The organism is Nocardiopsis sp. CNZ308 (assembly GCF_004217075.1).
The window spans coordinates 4,210,022-4,231,707 of record NZ_SHKJ01000001.1 but is presented as its reverse complement, the minus strand read 5'-3'; the positions used below and the strand labels follow the sequence as shown (position 1 = coordinate 4,231,707).

The window sequence follows — 21,686 nt, the reverse complement described above, 5'->3', positions numbered from 1 at the left end:
AGCCACATGAGTAACATGAGTACCGATCTACTCAAAACCGTCGCCGAAATAGCCTCGTACGAAACCCACGAAATCGACCCCGGAAAACTCATGATCGACGACCTCGGGTTCGACTCGATCATGATCATGGACCTCGTCTCCAGCCTCGCCAAGAACTACCCCCAGATCCGCGCGATCGACCCGTGGGAGGACTTCCAGGACGACATCACCTACGCCGACCTCGAACTCCGTCTGCACGCGCTGGTCGAGGACACCCCGGCGGATGCCCCCGCGGCTCCCGAGGGCATCGCGCGGATGGAGAAGATCGTCCAGTTCGGGGACTTCCTCCGCGGACAGGAGGACCTGCCCTACTTCGCCGCCTACCGCGGGATCGCCGCGAACAGGATCAGTGTCGGCGCCCGCACGTTCGTGAACTACTCCAGCTACAACTACCTCGGCACCAACGGCCACCCCCGTATCCGCAAGGCCGTCGACGAAGCCGTCGCGGAGCACGGGACCTCGGTCTCGGCGAGCAGGCTCATCGGCGGCGAGATCGGTCTCCACGGGGAGCTGGAGCGCACGATCGCCGACTTCATCGGCGTGGACGACGCGCTCGTGCAGGTCGGCGGGCACAGCACCAACGTCAACGTCCTCGGGAACCTGTTCGGTGAGGACGACCTGATCCTCCACGACTCCCTGGCCCACAACAGCCTCATCCAGGGCGCGCTGCTCTCCGACGCCAAGCGCAAGCCCTTCAAGCACAACGACATGGAGAACCTGGAGCAGGAGCTGGCACGGCTGCGCCCCAGGTTCCGCAACGTCGTCATCGTCGTCGAGGGCGTCTACAGCATGGACGGCGACCTGTGCCCCCTGCCGGAGCTGCTGCGGATCAAGGAGCACCACGACGCCTTCCTCATGATCGACGAGGCCCACTCGATCGGCACCGTGGGACGCGCGGGCCGCGGTGTGGCCAGCCACTTCGGTGTCGACCCGCGCCGCGTCGACATCCACATGGGCACCCTCAGCAAGGCCTTCAACAGCTGCGGAGGCTACATCGCCGGAAGCCGCGGGTTCGTCGAGTACCTGCGCTACAACCTCCCCGGCTTCGTCTTCAGCGTGGGTATGACCCCCGCCAACACCGCGGCGGCCCTGGAGTCGATCCGCCTGTGCCAGGAGAACCCCCACTGGATCGACGAGCTGCACGGGATCTCCCAGCGCTTCCTCGGCACCCTGAGGGACATGGGCCTGGACACGGGCAAGAGCGGGGGCACGCCCGTGGTCCCGCTCATCACCGGCGACTCCGCCCTCGCCCTGAGGTTCTCCGAACAGCTGCACGTCAGCGGCATCAACGTGGCGCCCATCCTGCACCCGGCGGTCCGGGAGGACGAGGCCAGGCTCCGCTTCTTCCTGTCCCGCCTGCACACCGAGGAGGACCTCGAGGTGACCTTCAAGGCCCTGAACGAGCTGGAGGCCGCCCGATGAGGCACAGCGAGATCGCCCTCAGGCGGCACAACCTGGCGCTCCGCTCCCGGCAGACGCCCGTCGTCCGCGCGGCGCTGGCGGCGGCGAACGGGCTGGGCCTGCGCGGCGGCCCCCTGCTCCAGCTCCTCCTGCTGTCCAAGCTCCCGGGGTTCCTCCGGCACATCGTGCTCACCCTCATGGACCGGGAGTTCCCCGACGGCGACCTGTCCGCGCGCCCGGACACCGACCCCCGGATCCTGGACGACTTCCTCCGGCTCGCCCTGGAACTGGGCGTCGCGGCACGGGTGGACGGCGCCGTCGTCCCCGAACCCGCCTACACCACCGGGTTCGCCGGCTTCGGCGGCGACTCGGCCACGCGCCCGCGCGCCGAGGCCGAGAAGGACTACGTGTTCGTCCGAGGGCTCATCCGCAAGGCCGAGGCGGACGGGGAGTCCGGGCCGCTCCACCGGCCGGACGTGCGCTACCTGATCGTCCTCAGCCGGTACATCCTCGAACTGGAGGGCATGAGGTTCGACGCCCAGGTCGCGCCCTCCTTCTCCGAGAAGTTCTACTCCGACCTCGGGGCCCTGGCCTACGAGCTCTACACGAAGCGCTCGTTCGAACGGCTCTGCCGCCGCCTCTCCCCCGCGTCCGTCCTGGACATCGGCTGCGGTGACGGCCTGCACATGAGCTCGGTGCTCTCCACCCTGCCCACCGCCCGGATGGTCGGCCTGGAACCCCAGGTGAAGGTCGCCGACGCCACACGCCGGCGGCTGTCCGGACATCCGAACACACGTGTGGAATCGGTCCGGTTCACCGACTACGACACCACCGACCGCTTCGACATGGTCCTGAGCAGCTTCATGATCTTCTACATGCCCGAGGAGGAGCGCGTCCCGTTCTTCCGCGGGGTCCGTGAGGTCCTGTCGCCGACGGGCACCTACGTCATCGGCCAGTACTTCCCCGACTTCGAGGACGTCCAGGAGGTCCTCGTGCGCTCGACCTCCCCGGTGCCGGGCACCCAGCTCTACCTGTCCGGTGTGGGCAACGCCCTGGTCAAGGCCGAGGCCCTTCTCAACCGCGTGCTGTCGGACTTCCGGTCGGTGGCCTACTGGAGCACACTCCAGGACCAGCTCTCGGAGGCCGGCCTGGCCGTGGAGGAGATCATTCCGGCCGACAGCATGTACTACTCGTACTTCCTGCTCGTGCGGCGGGCGGAGGACGCCTCGTGATCGCGGCGCAGGACCTGGTCAAGTCGTTCCCCGTCGGCGGGGAGCACGGCACCACCGTGCTCAAGGGGGTGTCCCTGAAGATCGAGGAGGCGACGCTCTGCACCATCCTCGGCCCGTCCGGGTCCGGGAAGTCCACACTCCTCAACTGCCTGTCCGGTCTGGAGGGGGTCGACTCCGGCACCGTCACCGTCGCCGACCGCGACGTCCACTCCCTGTCACGCCGGGAGGTCGACCGCTTCCGCCGCGACGAGATCGCGTTCGTCTTCCAGGAGTACAACCTGGTCGGGGACCTGACGCTCCACGAGAACATCGTGCTCGACCGGCCGCTCATCCCGAAGGTGGACGAGCTCATCGACAGCTGGAACCTGCGCGGCGTGGTGGACAGCTTCCCCGGTGAGTGCTCCGGCGGCCAGCGGCAGAAGTGCGCGATCCTGAGGGCGCTCAACAAGGAGTGCGCCATCCTGTTCTGCGACGAGCCCACGGGCGCACTCGACACGGTGTCGACCCGCGAGGTCTTCTCGGTGCTCCAGGACCTGACCCTGCGGTTCGGTGTCACCATCGTGATGATCACGCACAACGAGCTGGTCACGGGGATCTCCCACCAGGTCGTGCGCCTGCACGACGGCCGTGTCGTCTCCGACGACCGGGGCCTGGCCCCCGTGGACGCCTCGTCGGTCGCATGGTGAGCCCCGCCCTCCGCGACACGCTGCGCAAGCGTGTACGGCGACGAGCGAAACGCAACTGGCCCGAACTCGTGACGCTCTTCCTCATCACGGTCATCGGGTTCACCCTGAGCAACTCCTTCTTCGTGGCGTCCACGAGCGTGCTCGGCGACCTCGAACGCTTCGCCCAGGAGAACAACCAGGAGGAGGGGTACTTCCTCGTCGCCGACGGCGAGGAGGGGGAGCGGGTACGGGGTGAGGTGGCCGACGGAGTGGAGTCGGTGCTCAGCGCCGACGTGCCGGGACCGGACGACTCCACCCTGCGGCTGTTCCCTCCCCGGGAGTCGATCAACCTGCACGCGGTGGTCGCCGGGCGGGACCTGGAGGCCGACGACGACGTGCTGCTCGACGAGCAGTACGCCAACGCCCACGGGCTGGAGATCGGCGACCGCTTCACCGTCGGGTCCCTCGACCTCGAAGTGGTCGGCTTCGCGACCGCACCCGACTACATGACCACCAAGAGCAGCGAACTGGTCCTCCAGCCGAACGCGGACGATTTCGGCATGGCGTTCGTCACCGGCGGCACCTTCGACGCGGAGTTCCTCGACGAGGCGACCCGGCAGTTCTCCTTCGACGAGCGCACCGACGTCGCCTCCGTCATCGACGAGTACGCTCCCTCGCTCATACGCGACTCGGACAACAACTCCCGGATCCAGCAGGTCATCGGGGACTCCGCCGCCCCGCGCGACCTGGCCGCGCTCATCTTCGTCATCTTCACGGCCATCATCGTCGCCCTGGTGTCCGTGTACCACTTCGAGACGCGCAGGAGGGAACAGCGCGACATCGCCACCTTCGAGCGGCTCGGGCTCGCCTCTCACCTGCGCGGGCACTACCGGGTCGAGACGGTGCTCACGCTCGTCGCGGCCTGGGTCGTGTGCACGGCCCTGACGGCGGTGGCTGCGACACCGATCATGTCGATCAACGGCAGGCTCTACAACTATCCGCCGCTCTCGGTCGACGTCCCGGTGCTGGTCGCCGTCTCCCTGGTCACCCTCGCCGTGCTGCTCCTCGTGGACTACGCCTGCTACCGGACGGTCCACCGAAGGCCCCGCCAGCGCCGCAGGGCACGCCGGGAGCCCCGGGTGTCCACCTCGGGGCTGTGGTTCATCCCCGACTTCGGGCTGCGGCTGCGGCTGGTCAAGGCCCTGCGCAACCCCCGGGAGCCGCTGTCCCTGGTCGCGCTCGTGCTGATCGTCAGCCTCTTCGTGAACTTCTCGTTCATGCTGAAGATCTCGGTGGACGAGTACGTGGCGATGCTCGAAACGGACACCGACTACGAGTACATGTACGTGCTGTCGGACGCCGTGGCCGAAGCGGGCCTGGAACGGGACGAGGACGAACTCGCCCGGCTCACCACCCTGTACGACGACGAGCACGTCGCGCAGATGGTGTTCTCCGTACCGTCGGACTCGCGCTTCTTCGGTGAGGTGGACGAACCCACCGTCACCGAGGCGTTCGCCGACAAGTACGGGGTGGGCGAGGGCAGCGAGCTCCGGTTCACCGACATCGAGGGCGAGGCCGAGTACACGCTGGAGGTCGGCGCCGTCACCGACAACGCGACCTCCGCGCTGGTGTACGTCCCCGAGGACCAGCGGATCGAGGACTCCGGAACGCGGGCCCCGTCCGTCCCGGTCGCGTTCACCGGGTCGCGCCATCCCGACCTGCACGACGCGGTCCCCTCGGTCTCGCGGGAGAGCATCGCCTCCTCCGGGGAGAGCATCGTCGAGATCATCAACATCCAGGTGTCGCTGCTCATCGGTATCGCGGTGGCCCTTCTGGCCATCATGCTCCTGTCCATCTACCGCTTCACCTTCGCCACCCAGGGCGAGTTCGTCCGGATCATGCGGATGAACGGCTACTCGCCCGGCGTCCTCAACCGGGCGGTGTTCGGCTACACGGTCCCCCTGGTCGTGTCGCTCGTCGCTCTGACCGCGTTCGCCGCCTCGGCCGTGGTCCGGGCGTTCTTCGACCGGATCATGTCCACCTTCGTCACCTTCGTCCCCGCGAGCACGTCCTATCTGCCGTTCGCCCTGACCTGCTCGACCGTGCTCGTGCTGTTCGCGGTCGTCCTCGTCAGGTCGCGATCCCGCCTGAGAAGGAGTTGATGGTGTCCGAAACGAAACGACGCGTCGTGGTGACCGGTACCGGCGTGGTGAGCCCGATCGGCGCTGACACCGAGGAGTTCTGGGGATCGCTGCTCCACGGCAGGACGAACTTCACCGAACCGGACATCGAGGGTGTGACCCTCGTCGCCCGGGTGCCCGACGGTTGGGAGGAGGGGTTCCCCACCCGCGTCCGCCGCCACACCGACCGGGTCACCCGCCTGGCGCTGCGCGCTTCGAAGGAGGCCCTGACCGGTGCGGGCCTGCTCGATCTGCCCGAGGTGCTCCAGGGGGCGGGCCTGTTCATGGGCAGCTCGATCGGCGGCGTGCAGACCCTCGCCTCCGAGTTCGGTGACGGGGCCGTCCACGGGGTGCGGGAGATCTCCCCCCTGATCGTGCCCAAGGGGCTCATGAACATGATCGCGGCGAACATCTCCATCGAGTTCGGGCTGCGGGGCGAGGCCCTCAGCTACGCCTCCGCGTGCGCCTCGGGCAGCGTGGCGATCGGCGAGGCGTTCCGGAGGGTGCGCGCGGGCGACCTGGAGGTGGCCGTCGCCGGAGGCGCCGAGGCCTGTGTCATCGACCAGGTCCTCGAACCGTTCAGGAAGCTGGGCGCCATGACGTCCTCGTCCGATCCCGACAGCGCGTCGGTGCCCTTCTCCGGGAACCGCTCGGGGTTCGTGATGGCGGAGGGCGCGGGGGTCCTCGTCCTGGAGTCGTGGGAGCACGCGCGGCGGCGGGGCGCCCCCGTCCTCGGCGAGGTGGTGGGCTACCACGGCACCTCGGACGCGGGTTCGCTGCTCGCCCCCGACCTGGACGGGGTCACCCGTGCGATGGCGGGGCTGTTCTCGCCGAGGTCCGGCCACGGGGTGTCCGAGGTCGGATACGTCAACGCGCACGGCACGTCGACGCAGCTCAACGACCGGACGGAGGCGTCGGCGATCGCGTCCCTGTTCCCGCACCGGCCGCTGGTGTCGTCGACCAAGTCGTACTACGGCCATCCGCTCGGAGCGGCGGGCGCGCTGGAGGCGATCGTGTGCCTGCTCAGCCTCGACAGGGGCGTGGCCGTCCCCACCCTGAACGTGGGCAAGGACGACGTGGATCCCGACATCGACCTCAACCTGCTCCTGGGGGACCCGCAGCCGATGCCCGACGGGCTGGCCCTGTCGAACTCCTTCGCCTTCGGCGGGCAGAACTCCTCGCTCCTGCTGTCCCGGGCGGGGTGAGGGAGCGGTCCCGTCGGGGCGGCGGGACCGGTCCCCGGGGAGGGGTGTTCCGCGGATCCGCCGTGGGGCCCGTGGACGAGTGCGCCGGGTGCTCCGGTCGCCGCACGCCCGGGCGAGGACCTGGGGGTTCAGCGCGCCCTGAACTCCGCGGTCCCGCCCGCCCGGGCGCGCGGCGCCCCGGCGCGGGTGCCCGGTCCGGGAGTGGACGCGGGGAGCGCCGGTGGGACGGCTCCGTCGGTGACGGCGGCCGTCCGCCGGAGAGGACCGGCCCCGCTGGGGCGGCGGGGCCGGTCTTCCGGGGGGTGCGCCGCGGCCCCCCGATACCAAGGGGGTGTGCCGGAGGGGCCGCGGCGGGCACCTCCCCGGGAGGGGTGGGGAGGTGCCTCGGACCAGTTCTACCGGAACTCGGGGCTCCGTGAGGGGGAAACCCGGATTCCTCCGTCCCCGCGCTCGCATCGGGCCACCGCCAGGCCCCGCCGCCCGCCCGAGGCCCGCACGGCCGGGCCCCGCGCCCGGGGCGGTGCGCGGGGCCCGTCCGGAGCCTAGAGGAGCAGCGTGCCGGTGGCCACGGTGACCGCCTCGCCGCCGATCAGCACGCGCCCGTTGCGCTCCTCCACCAGCAGGTCGCCCCCGCGCGCGGAGGCCTGGTGGGCGCTCAGCTCACTGCGGCCCAGGCGGTCGGCCCAGAACGGGGTGAGCACGGTGTGCGCCCTGCCGGTGACCGGGTCCTCGGGCACACCGACGTTGGGGCCGAAGACGCGGGAGACGAAGTCGGGGCCCTCGTCGGCCCGGGCGGTGACGATGACCAGGTGGTACGGCATCCGCCCCAGCGCGGCGATGTCGGGCGACAGCCCGCGCACGGCGTCCTCGTCGGCGAGCTCGACCATCAGGTCCTGGCCGCCGAGGCCCAGGCCGGTCCACAGGGGGCGCGAGCCCAGGGCCTGGGCCAGTCCCCCGGGCTCCTCGACGCGCTTGGGCCACGCGGCGGGGAAGTCCATCCACATCCGCCCGTCCCGCTCGGTGACGGTGAGGACGCCGCTGCGGGTGGTGAAGCGGTAGGGGCCGGGGACACCGAGTTCGGACAGGGTGTGCGCGGTGGCCAGGGTGGCGTGCCCGCACAGGTCGACCTCGACGGTGGGGGTGAACCAGCGCAGCTCGTAGTCGGCGCCGGACTCGTGCACGGGCCGGGCGAAGGCGGTCTCGGACAGGTTGAACTCGGCGGCCACGCCCTGGGCCCAGTCGTCGGAGTAGGCCTCGTCCAGGACCAGGACGGCGGCGGGGTTCCCGGCCAGGGGCCGGTCGGTGAAGGCGTCGACCACGCGGTACTCAGGCATGGGGCCCAGACTAGGAGCCTCCCCCGCGCCGCCCCAAGGACCACTTCCCGGAACGGTGGCCCCTTTTCTCCCCCCCGACCCCGTCTAGAGCGGGGGCTCGTCGAGGATGAACATGGTCTGCGTGCTCTTGACCTCGGGGATGCGCTGGAGGCGTTCGAGCACGAAGGTGCGCAGGGCCGCGGCGTCGGTGACGCGGACCAGCAGGAGCAGGTCCACGTCCCCGGAGACGAGTGCGGCGTGGTCGACCTCGGGGATGTCGCGCAGGTAGCCGCGGAAGCGTTCCCAGGAGTGCTGTTCGATGCGCACGGACACGTAGGCCGACAGGGCGGTGCCGTACTTCTCGGGGTCGATGACGGCGGTGAAGCCGCGGATGACGCCCTCCGAGCGCAGGCGTTCGAGGCGCGAGTAGGCGTTGGCGCGGGAGATGTGCGCCTGCTCGGCGACCGCGCGGATGGACATGCGCCCGTCGTCGCGGAGCAGGGAGATGATGCGACGGTCGGTGTCGTCCAGCTGCACGGCCATACTTACCTCATACCGCTCACACGATCATCGACGGAGAACATCCGGGCCGCCGCACCGCACTACTGGGCATTTCGTCCAGTATCCGGATGGGCTTCTCGACAATATGGGGTGATTCACCTCATATTCAAGACATGAGGCACACCGATGAGCGATCCGCCCCGGCTCCTCCGCTCCCCTCGACGGAGCCGGCGCGCCTCGTGGACCGGAGCAGCCCTCCCCCGGCCCACGGGCCGAGGGAGGCCTGAACGGCGGACCTCCGGTACGGGACGGGGCGCGCGGACCCCGCGTCGGCGCGCCCGAGGAGCGGACGGGCCGCCACGGTCAACGGCGACCGGCGGCCCGTCCACAGCCCCGGGCCAGAACGCTCGCGGCCCTCGCGCGCCGGGCGGGCCCGCGCGGCGCCGCGGACGCGAACGGGGGCCGCGGCCGGTCGGCCGCGGCCCCCGCGGTGCGCCGGAACCCGTGTCCCGGCCGACGGGCCGTCCCGGTGCGGGTCAGCGCCCGCCGCGCAGCCTGTCGATCACGGAGTTCAGCCGCGTGCCCAGGCTGTGGCGGCCGCTGCTCGCGTCCGTCAGGCTTCCGCCGTCGTCCTCGGCTCCGGCGTGGGCGCCGGCCGGGCGGCGGGTCCAGGCGAAGAACACGGCGAGCAGGACGGCCGGGATGAGGGCCAGGGCCAGCAGCCCGGTGCCGCTGATGACACCGTCGGAGCCCATGAGCTGGAAGCCGGAGAGGTCGTTGACCGCGGTCTCGGCGGTCACGCCGCCGTCGCCGTCCTCGCCCCCGTCCTCGGCGGCGCCCTCCTCGGGCTGCTCCTCCTTAGCGCTCTGCTCGGGCTCGCCCTCGGCCTTCTTCGGGGCGGGCTCCTCGCTCTCCTCGGTCTTCTGCGCGCTCTCCTCGGCGGGCTCCTCGGCCTCCTCCTCGGGAAGAGCGTCCTCGGGGATCGGGGAGACCGCGTCCTCGCACTTGTTGCCGGGCTGCTGGAAGGGGTGCGGTGCGCCCTCGGTGCCCGCGCCGTCGCCCCACTTGGTGATGTAGTACTCCACCTCGAGGTGGCCGTTGCCGCCGCTGACGGTGTAGTTGCTGTCGTTCCAGGTCTCGCCCGTGATCTCGGCGAAGGTCTTGCCGTCCATGTCGAGGAGGACGTCACAGCCCTCGGAGGGGGCGCCCGGGCCCCGGTCGCCGATGAAGAACTCGGCTTTCTTGCCCTCGTGGACGACATAGCCCTCGGTGCCGAGCGGCCAACTGGGGCTGGAGAAAAGCCCCTTCTGCATGGGTTCCCCGCTCGCGGGGGCTCCTGTGTCCCCGTTGATGCCGGAACCGTCGTCCCAGAAGTAGGTCGCGGTAACTTCGCCGTGCTGAATGGGAGTGTCGTTGCTCATAAGTAGGAAGCCAGGTTGACGACAGGGCCGAGAAGACCGCGGGCATGACTCGTCCGGCATGCGGGCACGCTCGGTGCGCCCCCGCGAGGGCGTGGTCAAGGCAGGGTTCTCCCGCGTCGCTGGCGGCGAGTGGCGGGCGGGAACGGGATGTACCGATGGGATTCGGCTTCTCCGCTGGCGCAGGCGCGTGGATTCGCGCGGCCCTGTTCCCGGGGAAAGAGGTCTCGACTCCCTTGCGGCTCTCGGCCGGTCAAGGGCTCGGCATCGGTTCGTCAAACAGCAATAACGAACCGATCACGAGGACACTAACCCACGTTTAGGCAAAGCGCGCAATCCGCAGAGGTAAAATGACTTTGCGTGTCTCTCGCAATACGTTACGAAACGGGGCGAGCGAGGGGCCGAAAACGCGAAAAGCCCCGGTGGCAGGGGATTTACGGTCCGTCCCGGGGCAGCGGACGGGCTTTTCCGTGGCCCTCGTCATAGTTTCGGCTCCACCCGATCGCGGGCGGCCGCGGGGCGGCAGGAGGAGCCGCGGAGCACGGGGCGCGGCGGCGGACGCGGAGGAGGCCGGTCACCGACGAACGTGGTCAAGGCCACGCAAACCCCACATTCGGGAACGGTCAGCGCCGCCCCGGCCGGCTCCGGGCACGGGCGAAGGAGTCCCGCAGGGTCGCCCGGCCGCCGCGACGGGGCGGCGGCCCGGCCCGGGGCCGGGCCGCCGGGCCTCAGGTCACCTGGCCCCGGCGGGAGAAGCGCTCCTGGCGCCACTCCCCCGTCTCCACGACCTCCAGCAGGGCCTGCGCGGCGTCCCACACGTCCACGTAGCGCAGGTAGAGCGGGGTGAACCCGAACCGCATGACGTCGGGGGCGCGGAAGTCCCCGATCACACCGCGCGCGATCAGCGCCTGCACGATCGGGTACCCGGCGCCCTCCTCCGGCTGCACCAGGGCCACCTGGCTGCCGCGCCGCGCGTGTTCGGCCGGGGTGATCGAGGAGATCCCCGCCCGGGCCGCGCGCTCCAGGAACAGGTCGGTCATGGCCAGGCTCTTGGCGCGCACCAGGCCCATGTCCGCCCGTGCCCACACGTCCAGGCTCGCCTCCAGGGCGGCGTCGGCCACCAGCGGCTGCGAACCGCTCAGGAAGCGCGACACCCCCTCGGCGGGCTCGTAGTCCGCGGTGAAGTCGAAGGGGCGCGCGTGCCCGTGCCAGCCGCTCAGGGGCTGGTCGGCCACGGCGTGGTGGCGGCGGGCGGCGTACAGGAACGCCGGGGCGCCCGGGCCCGCGTTGAGGTACTTGTAGGTGCACCCCACCGCGAAGTCGGCGCCGCTGCCGGACAGGTCGACGGGGACGGCGCCCGCGCTGTGGCACAGGTCCCAGACCACCAGGGCGCCGTGCTCGTGGGCCAGGCGGGTGATGCCGGGCATGTCGCGCAGGGTTCCGCTGCGGTAGTCCACGTGGCTGAGCAGCAGGACCGCGACGTCGCCCCGCTCCAGGTCCCGGGCCAGGTCGGGGCCGTCGGGGTCCACGCGCCGCTGCGTCGCGCCCGTCAGCGAGGCCGCCCCCTCGGCGACGTACAGGTCGGTGGGGAAGTTGCCCGCCTCGCCCAGCACCACCGAGCGGTCGGACATGCGCAGCGCCGCGACCAGGGTCTTGAACAGGTTGGCCGAGGTCCCGTCGCCGACGACCACCTCGTCGGCCGCCGCGCCGACCAGCGGCGCGATCTTGGCGCCCAGGACGCGCGGCTTGTCCCACCATCCGGCGTCGTTCCAGCTGCGGATGAGGTCGCGCCCCCACTCGCGTTCGATCATGTCGGCGACCCGGCCGGGGGTGGAGCGCGGCAGCGCGCCCAGCGAGTTGCCGTCCAGGTAGACCACGCCCTCGGGGAGGACGAACTCCTCCCGGAAGGGGGCGAGGGGGTCGGCCGCGTCGAGCGCGGCGCAGTCCGCGCGGGTGGCGGGGGTCATCGGGTCCTGCTTCCTCGTGGCGGCGGGTGGGAACGGTCAGACGGTACTGCGGAGGGACCACAGCTCGGGGAAGACGTCCTGCTCGGCATTGCGCGCCAGCCACTTCAGGCCGTTGGAGCCGCCGCTGCCGGGTCTGCCGCCCAGGGTGCGCTTGACGGCGACCAGGTGGCGCTGGCGCCACCGGGTGACCCGCTCGGCGACGTCGAGCAGCGCCTCGGCCAGCAGGAACAGCTCGTTGCCGGGCACGTCGTGGGCGTAGACGGCCTTCCAGGCCTCCTCCACGCCGGGGCTGGCCTCGTAGGACAGGGTCCAGTCGCGCTCGACGCGGTCCCCGGGGACGGGCAGGCCGCGGCGGTGCAGCAGCCGCAGCGCCGCGTCGTAGAGCCCGGGCCGCTCCAGCAGGGCGGTGAGGTCGTCGACGACGCCGTCCATGGCCTTGTGCGGGCGGATCATGGCGGCGGACTTGTTGCCGAGCAGGAACTCCAGCTTGCGGTAGCCGTAGGACTGGAAGCCCGAGGCCTCGCCGAAGGAGTCGCGGAAGCGGTTGAACTCGGTGGGCGTCATGTCGGCGAGCAGGCCCCAGGAGTCGTTGAGCACGTCCTGGGCGTTGCGGGCGCGGCGCAGCCAGGCCAGGGCTTCGGGTACGTCGTCGGCCTCCAGCGCGTCGCGTGCGGCCTCCCAGCGCTCCCGCACCAGGGCGAACAGCAGTTCCATGACCTGGGTGGCGATGATGAACGAGGGCTCGGCGGGCTCGGCGGTGCGCGGCTTCTGCAGGGACAGCAGGGTGTCGATACCGGCGTAGTCGACGTAGGGGGTCGCGCGGTCGAAGGACAGGGTCGGGCTGTCGTCCCCGGCGCTCCGGGCCGCCTCGGCCCCGCCGGGGCCACCGGCGTACGGACACTGCTGGGCGGTCATGGTGAGCATGCGAAACCCCTTGTCGCGATCGCGTGTACGGCGGCGCGTCCGCGGCGCCGCGGGCGGAGGGGTCCGCCCCCGCGCACGGCCGCCGGGCGCGTGAGGTGACATCATCGGGCACCCGCACCCCGGACAGGAAGGGCCAACAGGCACGCGAAGGGGACATTGGCCTAGCATTCGTAAGTCGTTGTGACTCTCGACTTTGGGAACGCAAAGCATGGCCTCACGGTTGGCAACCCCGCTGGACAGCGTTGACCAGCGCATCCTCGCCGAACTCCAACAGGACGGGCGCCTGTCCTTCAACGAACTGTCCCGGCGGGTGAACCTGTCCGCGCCCGCCGTCGCCGACCGGGTACGGCGCCTGACCGACCGCGGGGTGATCACCGGCTACCACGCGCACGTGGACCCGGCCGCGGCCGGACTGCCCGTGACCGCCCTGGTGCGCATGGAGTGCTTCGGCGCGCACTGCCTGCTGCGCGACGAGGCGTCGCTGGAGATGCCGGAGATCCTCCAGGTGCACCGGGTGACCGGCGACGACTGCTGCGTCCTGCTCATCGCGGTCCGCTCCATGGAGCACTTCGAGGAGGTCATCGACAGGCTCGCCGAGCACGGCCGCCCCTCCAGCACCATGGTGATGTCCAGCCCCGTGCCCTGGCGCCCGGTGAGCGCCCCGGTGACCGGGCGGCCCTGACCGGACACCGCCCGAGGGCTCGTCCCACACGGGTTCCCGGGGGACGCCGGGCCGCGTGCCGGTGGCGAGGCGGCCGCGGGCGGGCGGCGACGGGCCGCACCGCTCCCGCCCGGACAGGCCCTACAGTTTCCAGATGAGCGTTCTCATCGACACCCCGGTCTGGCCGGGGCCGCGCGGCTGGCTGTTCGCGCACCTGGTCAGCGACAGCTCCTACGAGGAGCTGCACGCCTTCGCCCGTACGCTCGGGGTGGGCCCGCGGGCGTTCGAGCGCGACCACTACGACGTCCCCGAGCACCTGCACGCCCGGGCCCTCGAACTGGGCGCCGAGCACGTCAGCGGGCGCGAGCTGGTCACGCGCCTGCGCGCGTCCGGGCTGCGGCGGCCCAAGGCCGCCCGGCTGACCGGCACGGCCTGACAGAGCGGGTTCAGGGCGGGGGCGGCTCCACCGGGGGCGGGGCGTTCAGCCGGTCGAGTTCGGCGAGCACGTTCACCCGGGCCCGCGCCTCCCAGCGCGCCCGCCCGGCCGGGGTGTGGAACAGGTGCGGCGCCTCCAGCAGCGACCGCAGCACCGCGGTCCGGCCCGCGCGGAAGTCCTCGTCGGGAACGTGCCGGTACTCGGCGCGCACCGCCGTGGTGTAGGCCAGGTACTCGTCGGCCGGTGCGGCCAGCACCGACAGGTCGGCGTCGCAGAGCACCGCGCCGTCGGCGTCCCACCTGCCCGGCCGGTGCGTCGCGGTCACCCCGACCAGGCGCACGACCTCGCGGACCCGTGCGGTCCCCATCCCCGTCAGGGGCAGCAGCCGCTCGGCGAGCCCCGCGCTCTCGCGCTCGTCGCGGCCCGGGGCCCCCTCGTAGACGGCGTCGTGGAACCAGACCGCGTAGCGCACGAGGTCGGCGTCGCGCACCCTCTCCTCGCGGAGCAGCAGGTCGACCGCGCGCAGCACGGCCTCCAGGTGGGCGGGCGTGTGGTAGCGGCGGTGCGGCTCGTTCCAGCGGCCCAGGAGTTCGGCGCCGACCGCCACCGCCTCGGGGCCGTCCCCGGCGAGTCCGCGCCAGGCGGTTTCCAGCCACGCGTCGTCCATGCCCCCAGTCTCCCCCATCGCGGCGGGTCCGCCCGGCACCGGGTCAGGTGGCGGAGGTGTCCACGAGTCCGGCCTCGTGGGCGAGGATGGCCGCCTGCACCCTGTTGCGCATCTCCAGCCGGTTGAGGATGGCGCTGACGTAGCTCTTGACGGTGCCCTCCACGAGGAACAGCCGGTCGGCGATGTCGGCGTTGGACAGGCCCGCCCCCACCAGGGCCAGCACCTCGCGCTCGCGCTGGGTGAGCTCCCCGACCCTGGCGACGGCCGCCGCCTCCCGGGCTGCCCGGGGCCCGCCGAACCGGGCGATGACCTGGCGCGCCACCTGGGGGGACAGGTAGGCGCCGCCGTCGGCGACCGCGTGCACCCCGGCGATCAGCTCGCGCGGGTCGCCCGCCTTGAGCAGGAAGCCGCTGGCGCCGCCGCCGAGCGCCTGGGAGATGTAGCTGTCCTCCCCGAAGGTGGTGAGGATGACCACGGCGGTCCCGGGCGCGACCCTGCGGATCTCCGCCGTGGCGGCGAGGCCGTCCATCCGGGGCATCCGGATGTCCAGCAGCGCCACGTCGGGGCGGTGGGAGAGCACCAGGTCCACGGCCTCGCGGCCGTCCGCGGCCTCGGCCACCACGTCGATCTCCGGGTCGCTGCGCAGGATCGCCCGCACCCCGGCGCGGATCATCGCCTCGTCGTCGGCGAGCAGCACCCTGATCACGTGTGTCCCTCTTCCCTGTGTCCGCCGCGGGTTCGCGTGGTCACCGTAGCGGCGCCTCGCCCTTGGTCAGCAGGCGCCCCTCGGAGAAGCACAGCTGGTAGAAGACCGTCTCCTCGCTGAAGAACACGCCGTTGCTGCGGTAGTAGCTGCATGTGGCGCCCGGGGGGACGGCGTCCTGCGCCAGGACGCTCGCGTCCATGTACACCGGGTTCGGCGGCAGTGCCTCCTCGACCTCGGTCTGGGGGTCGCCGACGGTCAGGCCGGCGAACTCCTCGGGGGTCAGGGTGCTGCTCTCCATGTTCGTGACGCTGATCCAGCCCAGCCCGAGCACGAGCGCCACGGCGGCGGTGACCGGGACCAGGGCCAGGACCATCGTCCAACCGCGCACCCGGCGGTGGGCGGCGAGCTGGAGCTGGTCGATCTGGGCCGCCTCCCCGTCCTCGTCGGGCCCCGCCCCGGCGGTGCCGTCCAGCGGCATGGTCGCGCAGACCTCCCAGCCGCCGTCGCCGCTCGGTCCGGCGGCGAAGGAGCCCCCGGTCAGGCGGACGCGCTCGCGCAGGCCGATGAGTCCGCGCCTGCCGCCCGGACCGGTGTCGGGGCACGGCTCCGGGGGCGCGGAGTTGGTGACCCTGGCCTCCACCCGCTCCCCGCTCGCGGTCAGCCACACGGTCACGTCGGCGCCGGGGGCGTACTTGGCGGCGTTGGTGAGCGACTCCTGGACGACCCGGTGGACCGCGCGGTCCACCATCGGCGGCAGGCCGCCGGTGTCCCCGTCGCGCACCAGCACGACCCGCATGCCGGAGTCGCGGACGCGCTCGACCAGCGCGGGAACGCCCTCGCCCGCGGGGGACATGGGCGCGGGTTCGGTGTCGGCGCGCAGCACGCCGATGATCTCCCGCAGGCTGCGGGTGGCGTCGACCGCGGTGATCCGCAGCTCGGACGCGGAGCGGCGGTGCTCCTGGTCCAGGTCGGGGCTGACCTCCAGGGCCCCGGCGCGCAGGGCGATGAGGCTGAGCTCGTGGCCGAGGGAGTCGTGCATGTCCTGGGCGATGCGGGAGCGCTCGCGGAGCCTGGCCTCGTCGACGGTGAGGCGGTGCTCGCGCTGGAGCTGGCGGGCGTGCTCCCACCCGGCCTCGGCCAGGGCCACGTGCTGACGCCGGTAGACGCCCACCAGCCAGGGGAGCACGATGGTGAACACGACGGTGCTCACGGTGGCGGGCCACGCCGCGGGCGTCTCGGGCCACAACAGCGCTCCGACCGCCGTCCACAGGACGGTCACGGACGTGAAGAGCACCAGCGCCGACCACACCGTGGGGACGCGGCGGCCCACCAGGTAGGCGACGCACAGCAGCAGGATGCCGAAGCCGTACACCCAGAACGAGCCGAGCAGCGCCACGGTCAGGGCGAGCAGGGGGTAGAGGCGGCAGAGCACCACGGTCAGCGCGGTCAGCGCCACCGCGGCGGACGCGGTGGCGAACGCCTCGGCGACCGACGTCTCACCGGCGCGCCAGCGGATGAGCATCTCCCCCAGGCACAGGACGGCGATCGCGGCCCCGAACAGCACGTCGCGCCAGACGGCGCCCCGGGTGGGCCACCCCCCGAGCGGGGTCAGCGCACGCCGGAGGCCCGCGCGCGGTACGGAGAGGTCCATACCGGTGAACCTACACACCGGGGGCGGGCCGGCGGCACCCTCGAAAGTCAGGGTGGGGCCACCCCCTCCGGCGGTCGGCGCGTGCGCCCGCCCCTCCCCCGCTCGGCGCGTCCGGTGGGAACGCCGCGGGGTCCGCCGGGGCCACGGAGGTCCCCGCCCGGGTACCGGGAGGTCCGCGGGGGCTCCGAAAGCCCCCCGCGCGGGCGCCGGAAGGGCCCCGCCCGCCGACGACGGCCATATCATGGGATGAATTTTGGCCCTTCCGCGACGGCCCGAGCCCTACGGCCGTGCCGGAAGCCGGGGGTCGGCAACCACGACCGCGGACAGGGGCCGGATGTCACCTTTGGACACGCTGCGACGCATGCACCACATCGCCGGGTGGCCGCTGCTCCTGAGCACCTTCCTCGCCCGCCTGCCCATCTCCATGTCCCTGATCGGCCTGCTCACCCTGGTCACCACCACGACCGGGAGCGTGGCCGCCGCCGGGGCGGTGACCGGCGCCTTCGCGCTCGGGGAGACCGTGGGCGGGCCCGTCATCGCCCGCTTCGCCGACCGGCGCGGGCAGCGCGTCCCGGTGCTGGTCACCTCGCTCGTGGACGCCGTGCTCATCACCGTGCTCGTGACCGCCGTCCTGGCGGAGGCCTCCGCCCCGGTCCTGGCCGTGCTCGCCGCCGTGGCGGGCCTGTGCATGCCCCAGATCGGCCCCATGGCGCGCACGCGCTGGGTGGTGCTCATCCGGCGGGGAGCACACCGGGGCGAGGAGCGCGAGCGGTCGGTGTCCGCGGCGATGTCGGTCGAGGGCGTGCTGGACGAGGCCGCGTTCGTCCTGGGCCCCGCCCTGGTGGGCCTGCTCACCGTGACGCTCTCCCCGGCGGCGAGCGTGCTGGGCGCGGCCGTGCTCATCGGCGTGTTCGGGACCGTGTTCGCCCTGCACCCCACCGCGCCGCCCGGAACCCCGCCGGTGCGCGGCGCCGGGGGCCGCATCGCCACGCCCGCGCTGCTGGTGCTGGCCGTCCCCATGTTCTGCCAGGGCCTGTTCTTCGGCGGCATGTCCACCGGCGTGACCGCCTTCTCCGCCGCCTCCGGGCACGGGGACCTGTCCGGGCTGATGTACGCGGTGATGGGCACCAGCAGCGCCGTCGCGGGCCTGATGATGGCCTCCGTCCCCGTGGGTTTCCCGCTCACGGCGCGGACCCGGATCGCGGCGGGCGCGCTGTTCCTGCTCACCCTGCCGCTGTACGCGGCCCACGGCGCGGCCGCTCTGGCGGTGGCCATCTTCGTCCTGGGCTCCGCCATCGGCCCGCACATCGTGAGCCTGTTCGGGCTGATCGAGAGGGCCGCCCCGGCCAGCCGCCTGTCGCAGTCGATGGCCGTCATCCTGAGCTGCCTGATCCTGGGCCAGGCGCTGGGGTCGTCGGTCGCGGGCGTCCTCGCCGACGCGCACGGCCACCAGGGGGCGTTCGTGCTGGCCACGCTGGGCGGCCTGGTCTCCTTCGCGGTGACCGTCCTGGTGATGCGCGCCCGCTGGTACGTGCGCGGCGAACCGTCCTCTCCGGCGACGGTGACACGTTCCGCTCCGGGCGCCTGAGAGGGGTGACCGGGGAGGTCAGGGAGTGTGTCGGGGTGATTCGGGGAACATCAGGCGTTAAACCCGCGTTAAAGAGGGACCCATCATTCTGACTCCGACCTAGGCTCGATGATCGTGCTCGATCTACTGGCCACCATCGGCCCCCGCCGCAGAGAGGTGCCCGTGCCCCAGCTCAACGGGCTCGCCCGCGTCACCCTGTCGGTCCGCGACCGCGACGAGAGTGTGCGCTTCTACCGCACGGTCCTGGGTTTCCGGGTCCTCGGCAAGAGCGACCACGAGGGCACACGGCGCACCGAGTGCCAGCACCCGGCCTCCGGGCTGCTGCTGGCGCTCATCCAGCACCGCGACAACTTCAAGGGCAGGTTCGACCGCAGGCACTGCGGCCTGGACCGGCTCACCCTGGGCGTGGAGAACCTGGGCGAGCTGGAGGCCTGGGAGGAGCGCTTCGCGGAGATGGACGTGGAGCACTCCCCGGTGATGCACCGCGAGGAGGGCTCCACCCTGCTCTTCTACGACCCGGACGGCACCGAACTGGCCCTGTTCGCCCACGCGGAACTCGACGCCGACGAGGACTGAGCCGCGTGGAGCCGTAGCCGGGGCCTGGGCCGTGCGCGCCGCCGACCAGGCGGGGAGCGGCGGTCTCGGGCGGCCCTGAGCCGCCGGGGCGCCCGGTGGGCGCCCCCTCTACTCCACCTCGACCAGCTTCAGGCGCACGTCGCGCTCGGCGAGGTCGTCCACGGCCGAGCGCGGGAGCCGGTCGTCGGTGATGATCAGGTCGAACTCCTCCAGGCTCGCCACCCTGAAGGTGCCGAACTTGCCGTACTTGGTGCTGTCGACCGTGAGCACGCTCTTGGAGGCGATCCGCAGCAGCGCCTGCTTGGCGACCACCTTGGCCTCGGAGGGCGTGGTCGAGCCGCGCTCGGCGTCCCAGGAGCTGCTGGCGATGAAGGCCAGGTCGACGTTCACCTGGCGCAGGAAGTCGGCGGTGAAGCGCCCGACCGAGGAGTGGTCGGAGTGCGAGACCACCCCGCCGGTGTGGATCAGCTCGATCCCGGGGTACTCCATCAGGTGGCCCACGACGTTGAAGTCGCTGGTGATGACGGTCAGGCCGACCTTGTCGGTGAGCAGGGGGACCATCTGCAGCGTAGTCGTGCCCGCGTCCAGGTAGATGGTGAAGTTCTCCCGGACCAGGTCGGCCGCCGCGCGCGCTATGGCCCGCTTGGCGGGTACCTCCAGCTGCGCCTTGGCCAGGTAGGAGGGCTCGCTCTTGAGCCGCGCCGCGAGCCGCACCCCCCCGGTGACCGACAGCACCTTGCCGTCGTTCTCCAGCGCCTGGATGTCACGCCGGACCGTCATGTGGGACACGGACAGCATCGACGTGAGCTCGTTGATGCTCAGCACGTGGCGCTCCTGAAGGAGCTTGAGGATGTGCTCTCGTCTCTGGTCCGGAATCATCGTTCGCCTCACACTCCAGGGACGGTCATGGGGCACCGTGCGGTCACGACGCCGTGTAACAAAGTTTCCCAGCTCGCCGCACCCCGTCGGCGTCCCCGAGGACGTGAGTCCGCTCGCAATCGCGACGCCACGTAACGGCAACACCGGGCCGCGCGGGGCGCCGCGCGCCCGTCCGCGCCCGCCCCCGGCGGGCGTTTTTCCTGTTTGCACTACGTAAAGCGGAAGTCTTTGCCACCCTTGACCACATGACGTTGTCCATCGCACTGCGCGGAGACACCGCACGCTTCCCGGGTAACACCCTCCCGGCCCTGCGTTCAGCCTCGCGTGCCGGGGCTGACCTGGTCAAGATCGACGTCCACCTCACCTCCGACGGCTATCCCGTCCTGGTGGACGAACGACTCGTGGCCCTTCCCGGTTCCCCGTCCCGCCCCGTGGGGGATCTGACCCTGGCCGAGATCGCCGCCGCCCGCGACGACGTGGAGCACCGCGTGCCCACCCTGATGGAGGTGCTCGCCGAGTACACCGGCGACGCTCCCCCTCCCCTGATCGTGGACGCCAGCACGCCCGAGGCGGCGCTGGCGGCGGACAGCCTGCTGCGGGCGCGCGGGTTCGGCGACCAGGTGCTCTTCACCGGTTCCGCCGAGGCCCTCGACGCCCTGCGGGGCCGCAGCTCCGAGGCCCGGCTGATGCTGGCCTGGGACAAGCCGGGCCCGCCTCCCGAGGACGTGGTGCGGACCCTGCGTCCGACCTTCCTCGGCACGCACTACACACTGCTCACCCGGGACCTGGTCTCGGAGATGCACCTGCGCGGCCACCTCGTCACGGCGTGGACGGTGAACGACTTCCCCGAGATGGCGCGCGTGGTGGGCATGGGCGTGGACGCGCTCGCCACCGAGCGGATCGAGGACCTGGTGCCGCTGACCAGCAGCCGTGAGCGGCGGGCACCGGCCGCCGGTCCGGTCTGAGAGCGGGGGTCGCGGAACCGATCCGCCGAAGACCGCACGCCCTCCCCCTCTCCGGGGGCGTACTCCGAGCGATGAGACACCACATGACGGCCGACACATCCCCTCACGCGCTCCGCACCACGGCCCCCGTCCTGGACTGCGCGGCGCACCTGTTCGCCCAGCACGGCTCACAAGGCCTGGCGATGTCCGAACTGACCTCCCGGATCTCGGCCGAGACCGGGACCGACCCCGCCGCGCTCAGACGTGCCTTCCCCACCCGGTTGGACCTGGCCTACGCCGTCGTGCTGCGCTCCACCCGGGAGCGGGTGCACGGGCAGCTGGCCGCGGACCGGCCGGACCGGCCCGCGACAGAACGCATGTCGACGCTGGTCAGGCGGCACGTGGAGACCGGCTGGCGGCACCGCGCGGCGACCGCGCTGGGGCACGAGCTGCTGCCGGTGCTGCGCGCCATCCACCCGGCCCGCCACCGCGAGGTCACCTCCCTGACCCGGGCTTACCGCGAGCACGTGCGCGGCATCATCCTGGACGGTGTGACCCGCGGGGACTTCGGGGTGCGCGAGCCGGGGCGGGTCGCCGACGAGGTGCTGGAGACCTTCGACTCCCTGCTGCACTGGTACGACCCCGGGGCCGGGCTGAGCCTGGACGACCTCGGCGCCGTCTACGTCGACCTCGTGATCCACCACCACCTGGGGTGCCCGCGCTGACCGGGCGG

The 21,686-nt window shown here is 72.0% G+C and carries 20 protein-coding genes; 11 read left to right on the top strand and 9 right to left on the bottom strand.

From position 1 onward, the window contains the following. Window positions 1-90: 90 nt before the first annotated feature. From EV372_RS18265 to EV372_RS18245, 5 genes are read left to right on the top strand one after another with little or no spacing between them, the layout of a single operon-like run. Complete coding sequence (locus EV372_RS18265; protein WP_197044277.1) at window positions 91-1,461, top strand: aminotransferase class I/II-fold pyridoxal phosphate-dependent enzyme; 1,371 nt, start codon at window positions 91-93, stop codon at window positions 1,459-1,461. After that, window positions 1,458-2,672 carry a class I SAM-dependent methyltransferase gene (locus tag EV372_RS18260; protein ID WP_130396960.1) on the top strand — a complete coding sequence of 405 codons (1,215 nt, stop codon included), beginning with the start codon at window positions 1,458-1,460 and terminating at the stop codon, window positions 2,670-2,672. The genes EV372_RS18265 and EV372_RS18260 overlap by 4 nt, the downstream gene beginning before the upstream one ends. Next, window positions 2,669-3,358 carry an ABC transporter ATP-binding protein gene (locus EV372_RS18255; protein ID WP_130396959.1) on the top strand — a complete coding sequence of 230 codons (690 nt, stop codon included), beginning with the start codon at window positions 2,669-2,671 and terminating at the stop codon, window positions 3,356-3,358. The genes EV372_RS18260 and EV372_RS18255 overlap by 4 nt, the downstream gene beginning before the upstream one ends. Beyond that, window positions 3,352-5,499, top strand: coding sequence for an ABC transporter permease (locus EV372_RS18250; RefSeq protein WP_130396958.1), 2,148 nt, complete (start codon window positions 3,352-3,354; stop codon window positions 5,497-5,499). The genes EV372_RS18255 and EV372_RS18250 overlap by 7 nt, the downstream gene beginning before the upstream one ends. After that, on the top strand, window positions 5,499-6,722 hold the full coding sequence (locus tag EV372_RS18245) for a beta-ketoacyl-[acyl-carrier-protein] synthase family protein (RefSeq protein ID WP_130396957.1): 1,224 nt from the start codon (window positions 5,499-5,501) through the stop codon (window positions 6,720-6,722). The genes EV372_RS18250 and EV372_RS18245 overlap by 1 nt, the downstream gene beginning before the upstream one ends. A gap of 542 nt (window positions 6,723-7,264) precedes the next feature. Here the strand turns inward: EV372_RS18245 and EV372_RS18240 are convergent. The 5 genes from EV372_RS18240 to EV372_RS18220 form a co-directional block, all read right to left on the bottom strand. Then, window positions 7,265-8,056 carry a PhzF family phenazine biosynthesis protein gene (locus EV372_RS18240; protein WP_130396956.1) on the bottom strand — a complete coding sequence of 264 codons (792 nt, stop codon included), beginning with the start codon at window positions 8,054-8,056 and terminating at the stop codon, window positions 7,265-7,267. 84 nt (window positions 8,057-8,140) lie between these two features. Continuing rightward, entirely contained in the window at window positions 8,141-8,578 is a 438-nt protein-coding gene (locus EV372_RS18235) for an Lrp/AsnC family transcriptional regulator (protein WP_130396955.1), read from the bottom strand. 494 nt (window positions 8,579-9,072) lie between these two features. Next, on the bottom strand, window positions 9,073-9,957 hold the full coding sequence (locus EV372_RS18230; RefSeq protein WP_130396954.1) for a hypothetical protein: 885 nt from the start codon (window positions 9,955-9,957) through the stop codon (window positions 9,073-9,075). A gap of 725 nt (window positions 9,958-10,682) precedes the next feature. Further along, complete coding sequence (gene kynU / locus EV372_RS18225; protein ID WP_130396953.1) at window positions 10,683-11,921, bottom strand: kynureninase; 1,239 nt, start codon at window positions 11,919-11,921, stop codon at window positions 10,683-10,685. Between the two features lie 36 nt (window positions 11,922-11,957). Next, window positions 11,958-12,845, bottom strand: a complete 888-nt coding sequence (locus EV372_RS18220) for a tryptophan 2,3-dioxygenase family protein (protein ID WP_130396952.1) — start codon at window positions 12,843-12,845, stop codon at window positions 11,958-11,960. A 208-nt stretch (window positions 12,846-13,053) separates the two neighbouring features. Between EV372_RS18220 and EV372_RS18215 the strand changes: the two genes are divergently transcribed. Beyond that, window positions 13,054-13,527: an Lrp/AsnC family transcriptional regulator gene (locus tag EV372_RS18215; RefSeq protein ID WP_061078383.1), complete on the top strand. Its 474-nt coding sequence runs from the start codon at window positions 13,054-13,056 to the stop codon at window positions 13,525-13,527. A 133-nt stretch (window positions 13,528-13,660) separates the two neighbouring features. After that, entirely contained in the window at window positions 13,661-13,942 is a 282-nt protein-coding gene (locus EV372_RS18210; protein WP_130396951.1) for a DUF4031 domain-containing protein, read from the top strand. Between the two features lie 10 nt (window positions 13,943-13,952). On the opposite strand, the gene EV372_RS18205 is transcribed toward EV372_RS18210, so the two are convergent. From EV372_RS18205 to EV372_RS18195, 3 genes are read right to left on the bottom strand one after another with little or no spacing between them, the layout of a single operon-like run. Next, the gene (locus tag EV372_RS18205; RefSeq protein ID WP_130396950.1) at window positions 13,953-14,609 is read right to left on the bottom strand and encodes an HD domain-containing protein; all 657 of its coding nucleotides are present in this window, start codon (window positions 14,607-14,609) and stop codon (window positions 13,953-13,955) included. A gap of 43 nt (window positions 14,610-14,652) precedes the next feature. Next, entirely contained in the window at window positions 14,653-15,315 is a 663-nt protein-coding gene (locus EV372_RS18200) for a response regulator transcription factor (RefSeq protein ID WP_130396949.1), read from the bottom strand. A 40-nt stretch (window positions 15,316-15,355) separates the two neighbouring features. Next, entirely contained in the window at window positions 15,356-16,966 is a 1,611-nt protein-coding gene (locus tag EV372_RS18195; protein ID WP_130396948.1) for a histidine kinase, read from the bottom strand. A gap of 334 nt (window positions 16,967-17,300) precedes the next feature. Here EV372_RS18195 and EV372_RS18190 point away from each other — a divergent pair, with 334 nt between their 5' ends. Then, window positions 17,301-18,554, top strand: coding sequence for an MFS transporter (locus EV372_RS18190; protein ID WP_130396947.1), 1,254 nt, complete (start codon window positions 17,301-17,303; stop codon window positions 18,552-18,554). A gap of 108 nt (window positions 18,555-18,662) precedes the next feature. Next, window positions 18,663-19,130, top strand: a complete 468-nt coding sequence (locus EV372_RS18185; protein WP_130396946.1) for a VOC family protein — start codon at window positions 18,663-18,665, stop codon at window positions 19,128-19,130. A 108-nt stretch (window positions 19,131-19,238) separates the two neighbouring features. Here EV372_RS18185 and EV372_RS18180 read toward each other — a convergent pair whose 3' ends face one another. Further along, window positions 19,239-20,009, bottom strand: coding sequence for a DeoR/GlpR family DNA-binding transcription regulator (locus EV372_RS18180; RefSeq protein ID WP_013151829.1), 771 nt, complete (start codon window positions 20,007-20,009; stop codon window positions 19,239-19,241). Window positions 20,010-20,254: 245 nt separating this feature from the next. Between EV372_RS18180 and EV372_RS18175 the strand changes: the two genes are divergently transcribed. Then, the gene (locus EV372_RS18175) at window positions 20,255-20,974 is read left to right on the top strand and encodes a glycerophosphodiester phosphodiesterase (RefSeq protein WP_130396945.1); all 720 of its coding nucleotides are present in this window, start codon (window positions 20,255-20,257) and stop codon (window positions 20,972-20,974) included. A gap of 83 nt (window positions 20,975-21,057) precedes the next feature. Further along, the gene (locus EV372_RS18170) at window positions 21,058-21,678 is read left to right on the top strand and encodes a TetR/AcrR family transcriptional regulator (RefSeq protein WP_130396944.1); all 621 of its coding nucleotides are present in this window, start codon (window positions 21,058-21,060) and stop codon (window positions 21,676-21,678) included. Window positions 21,679-21,686 lie beyond the last annotated feature (8 nt).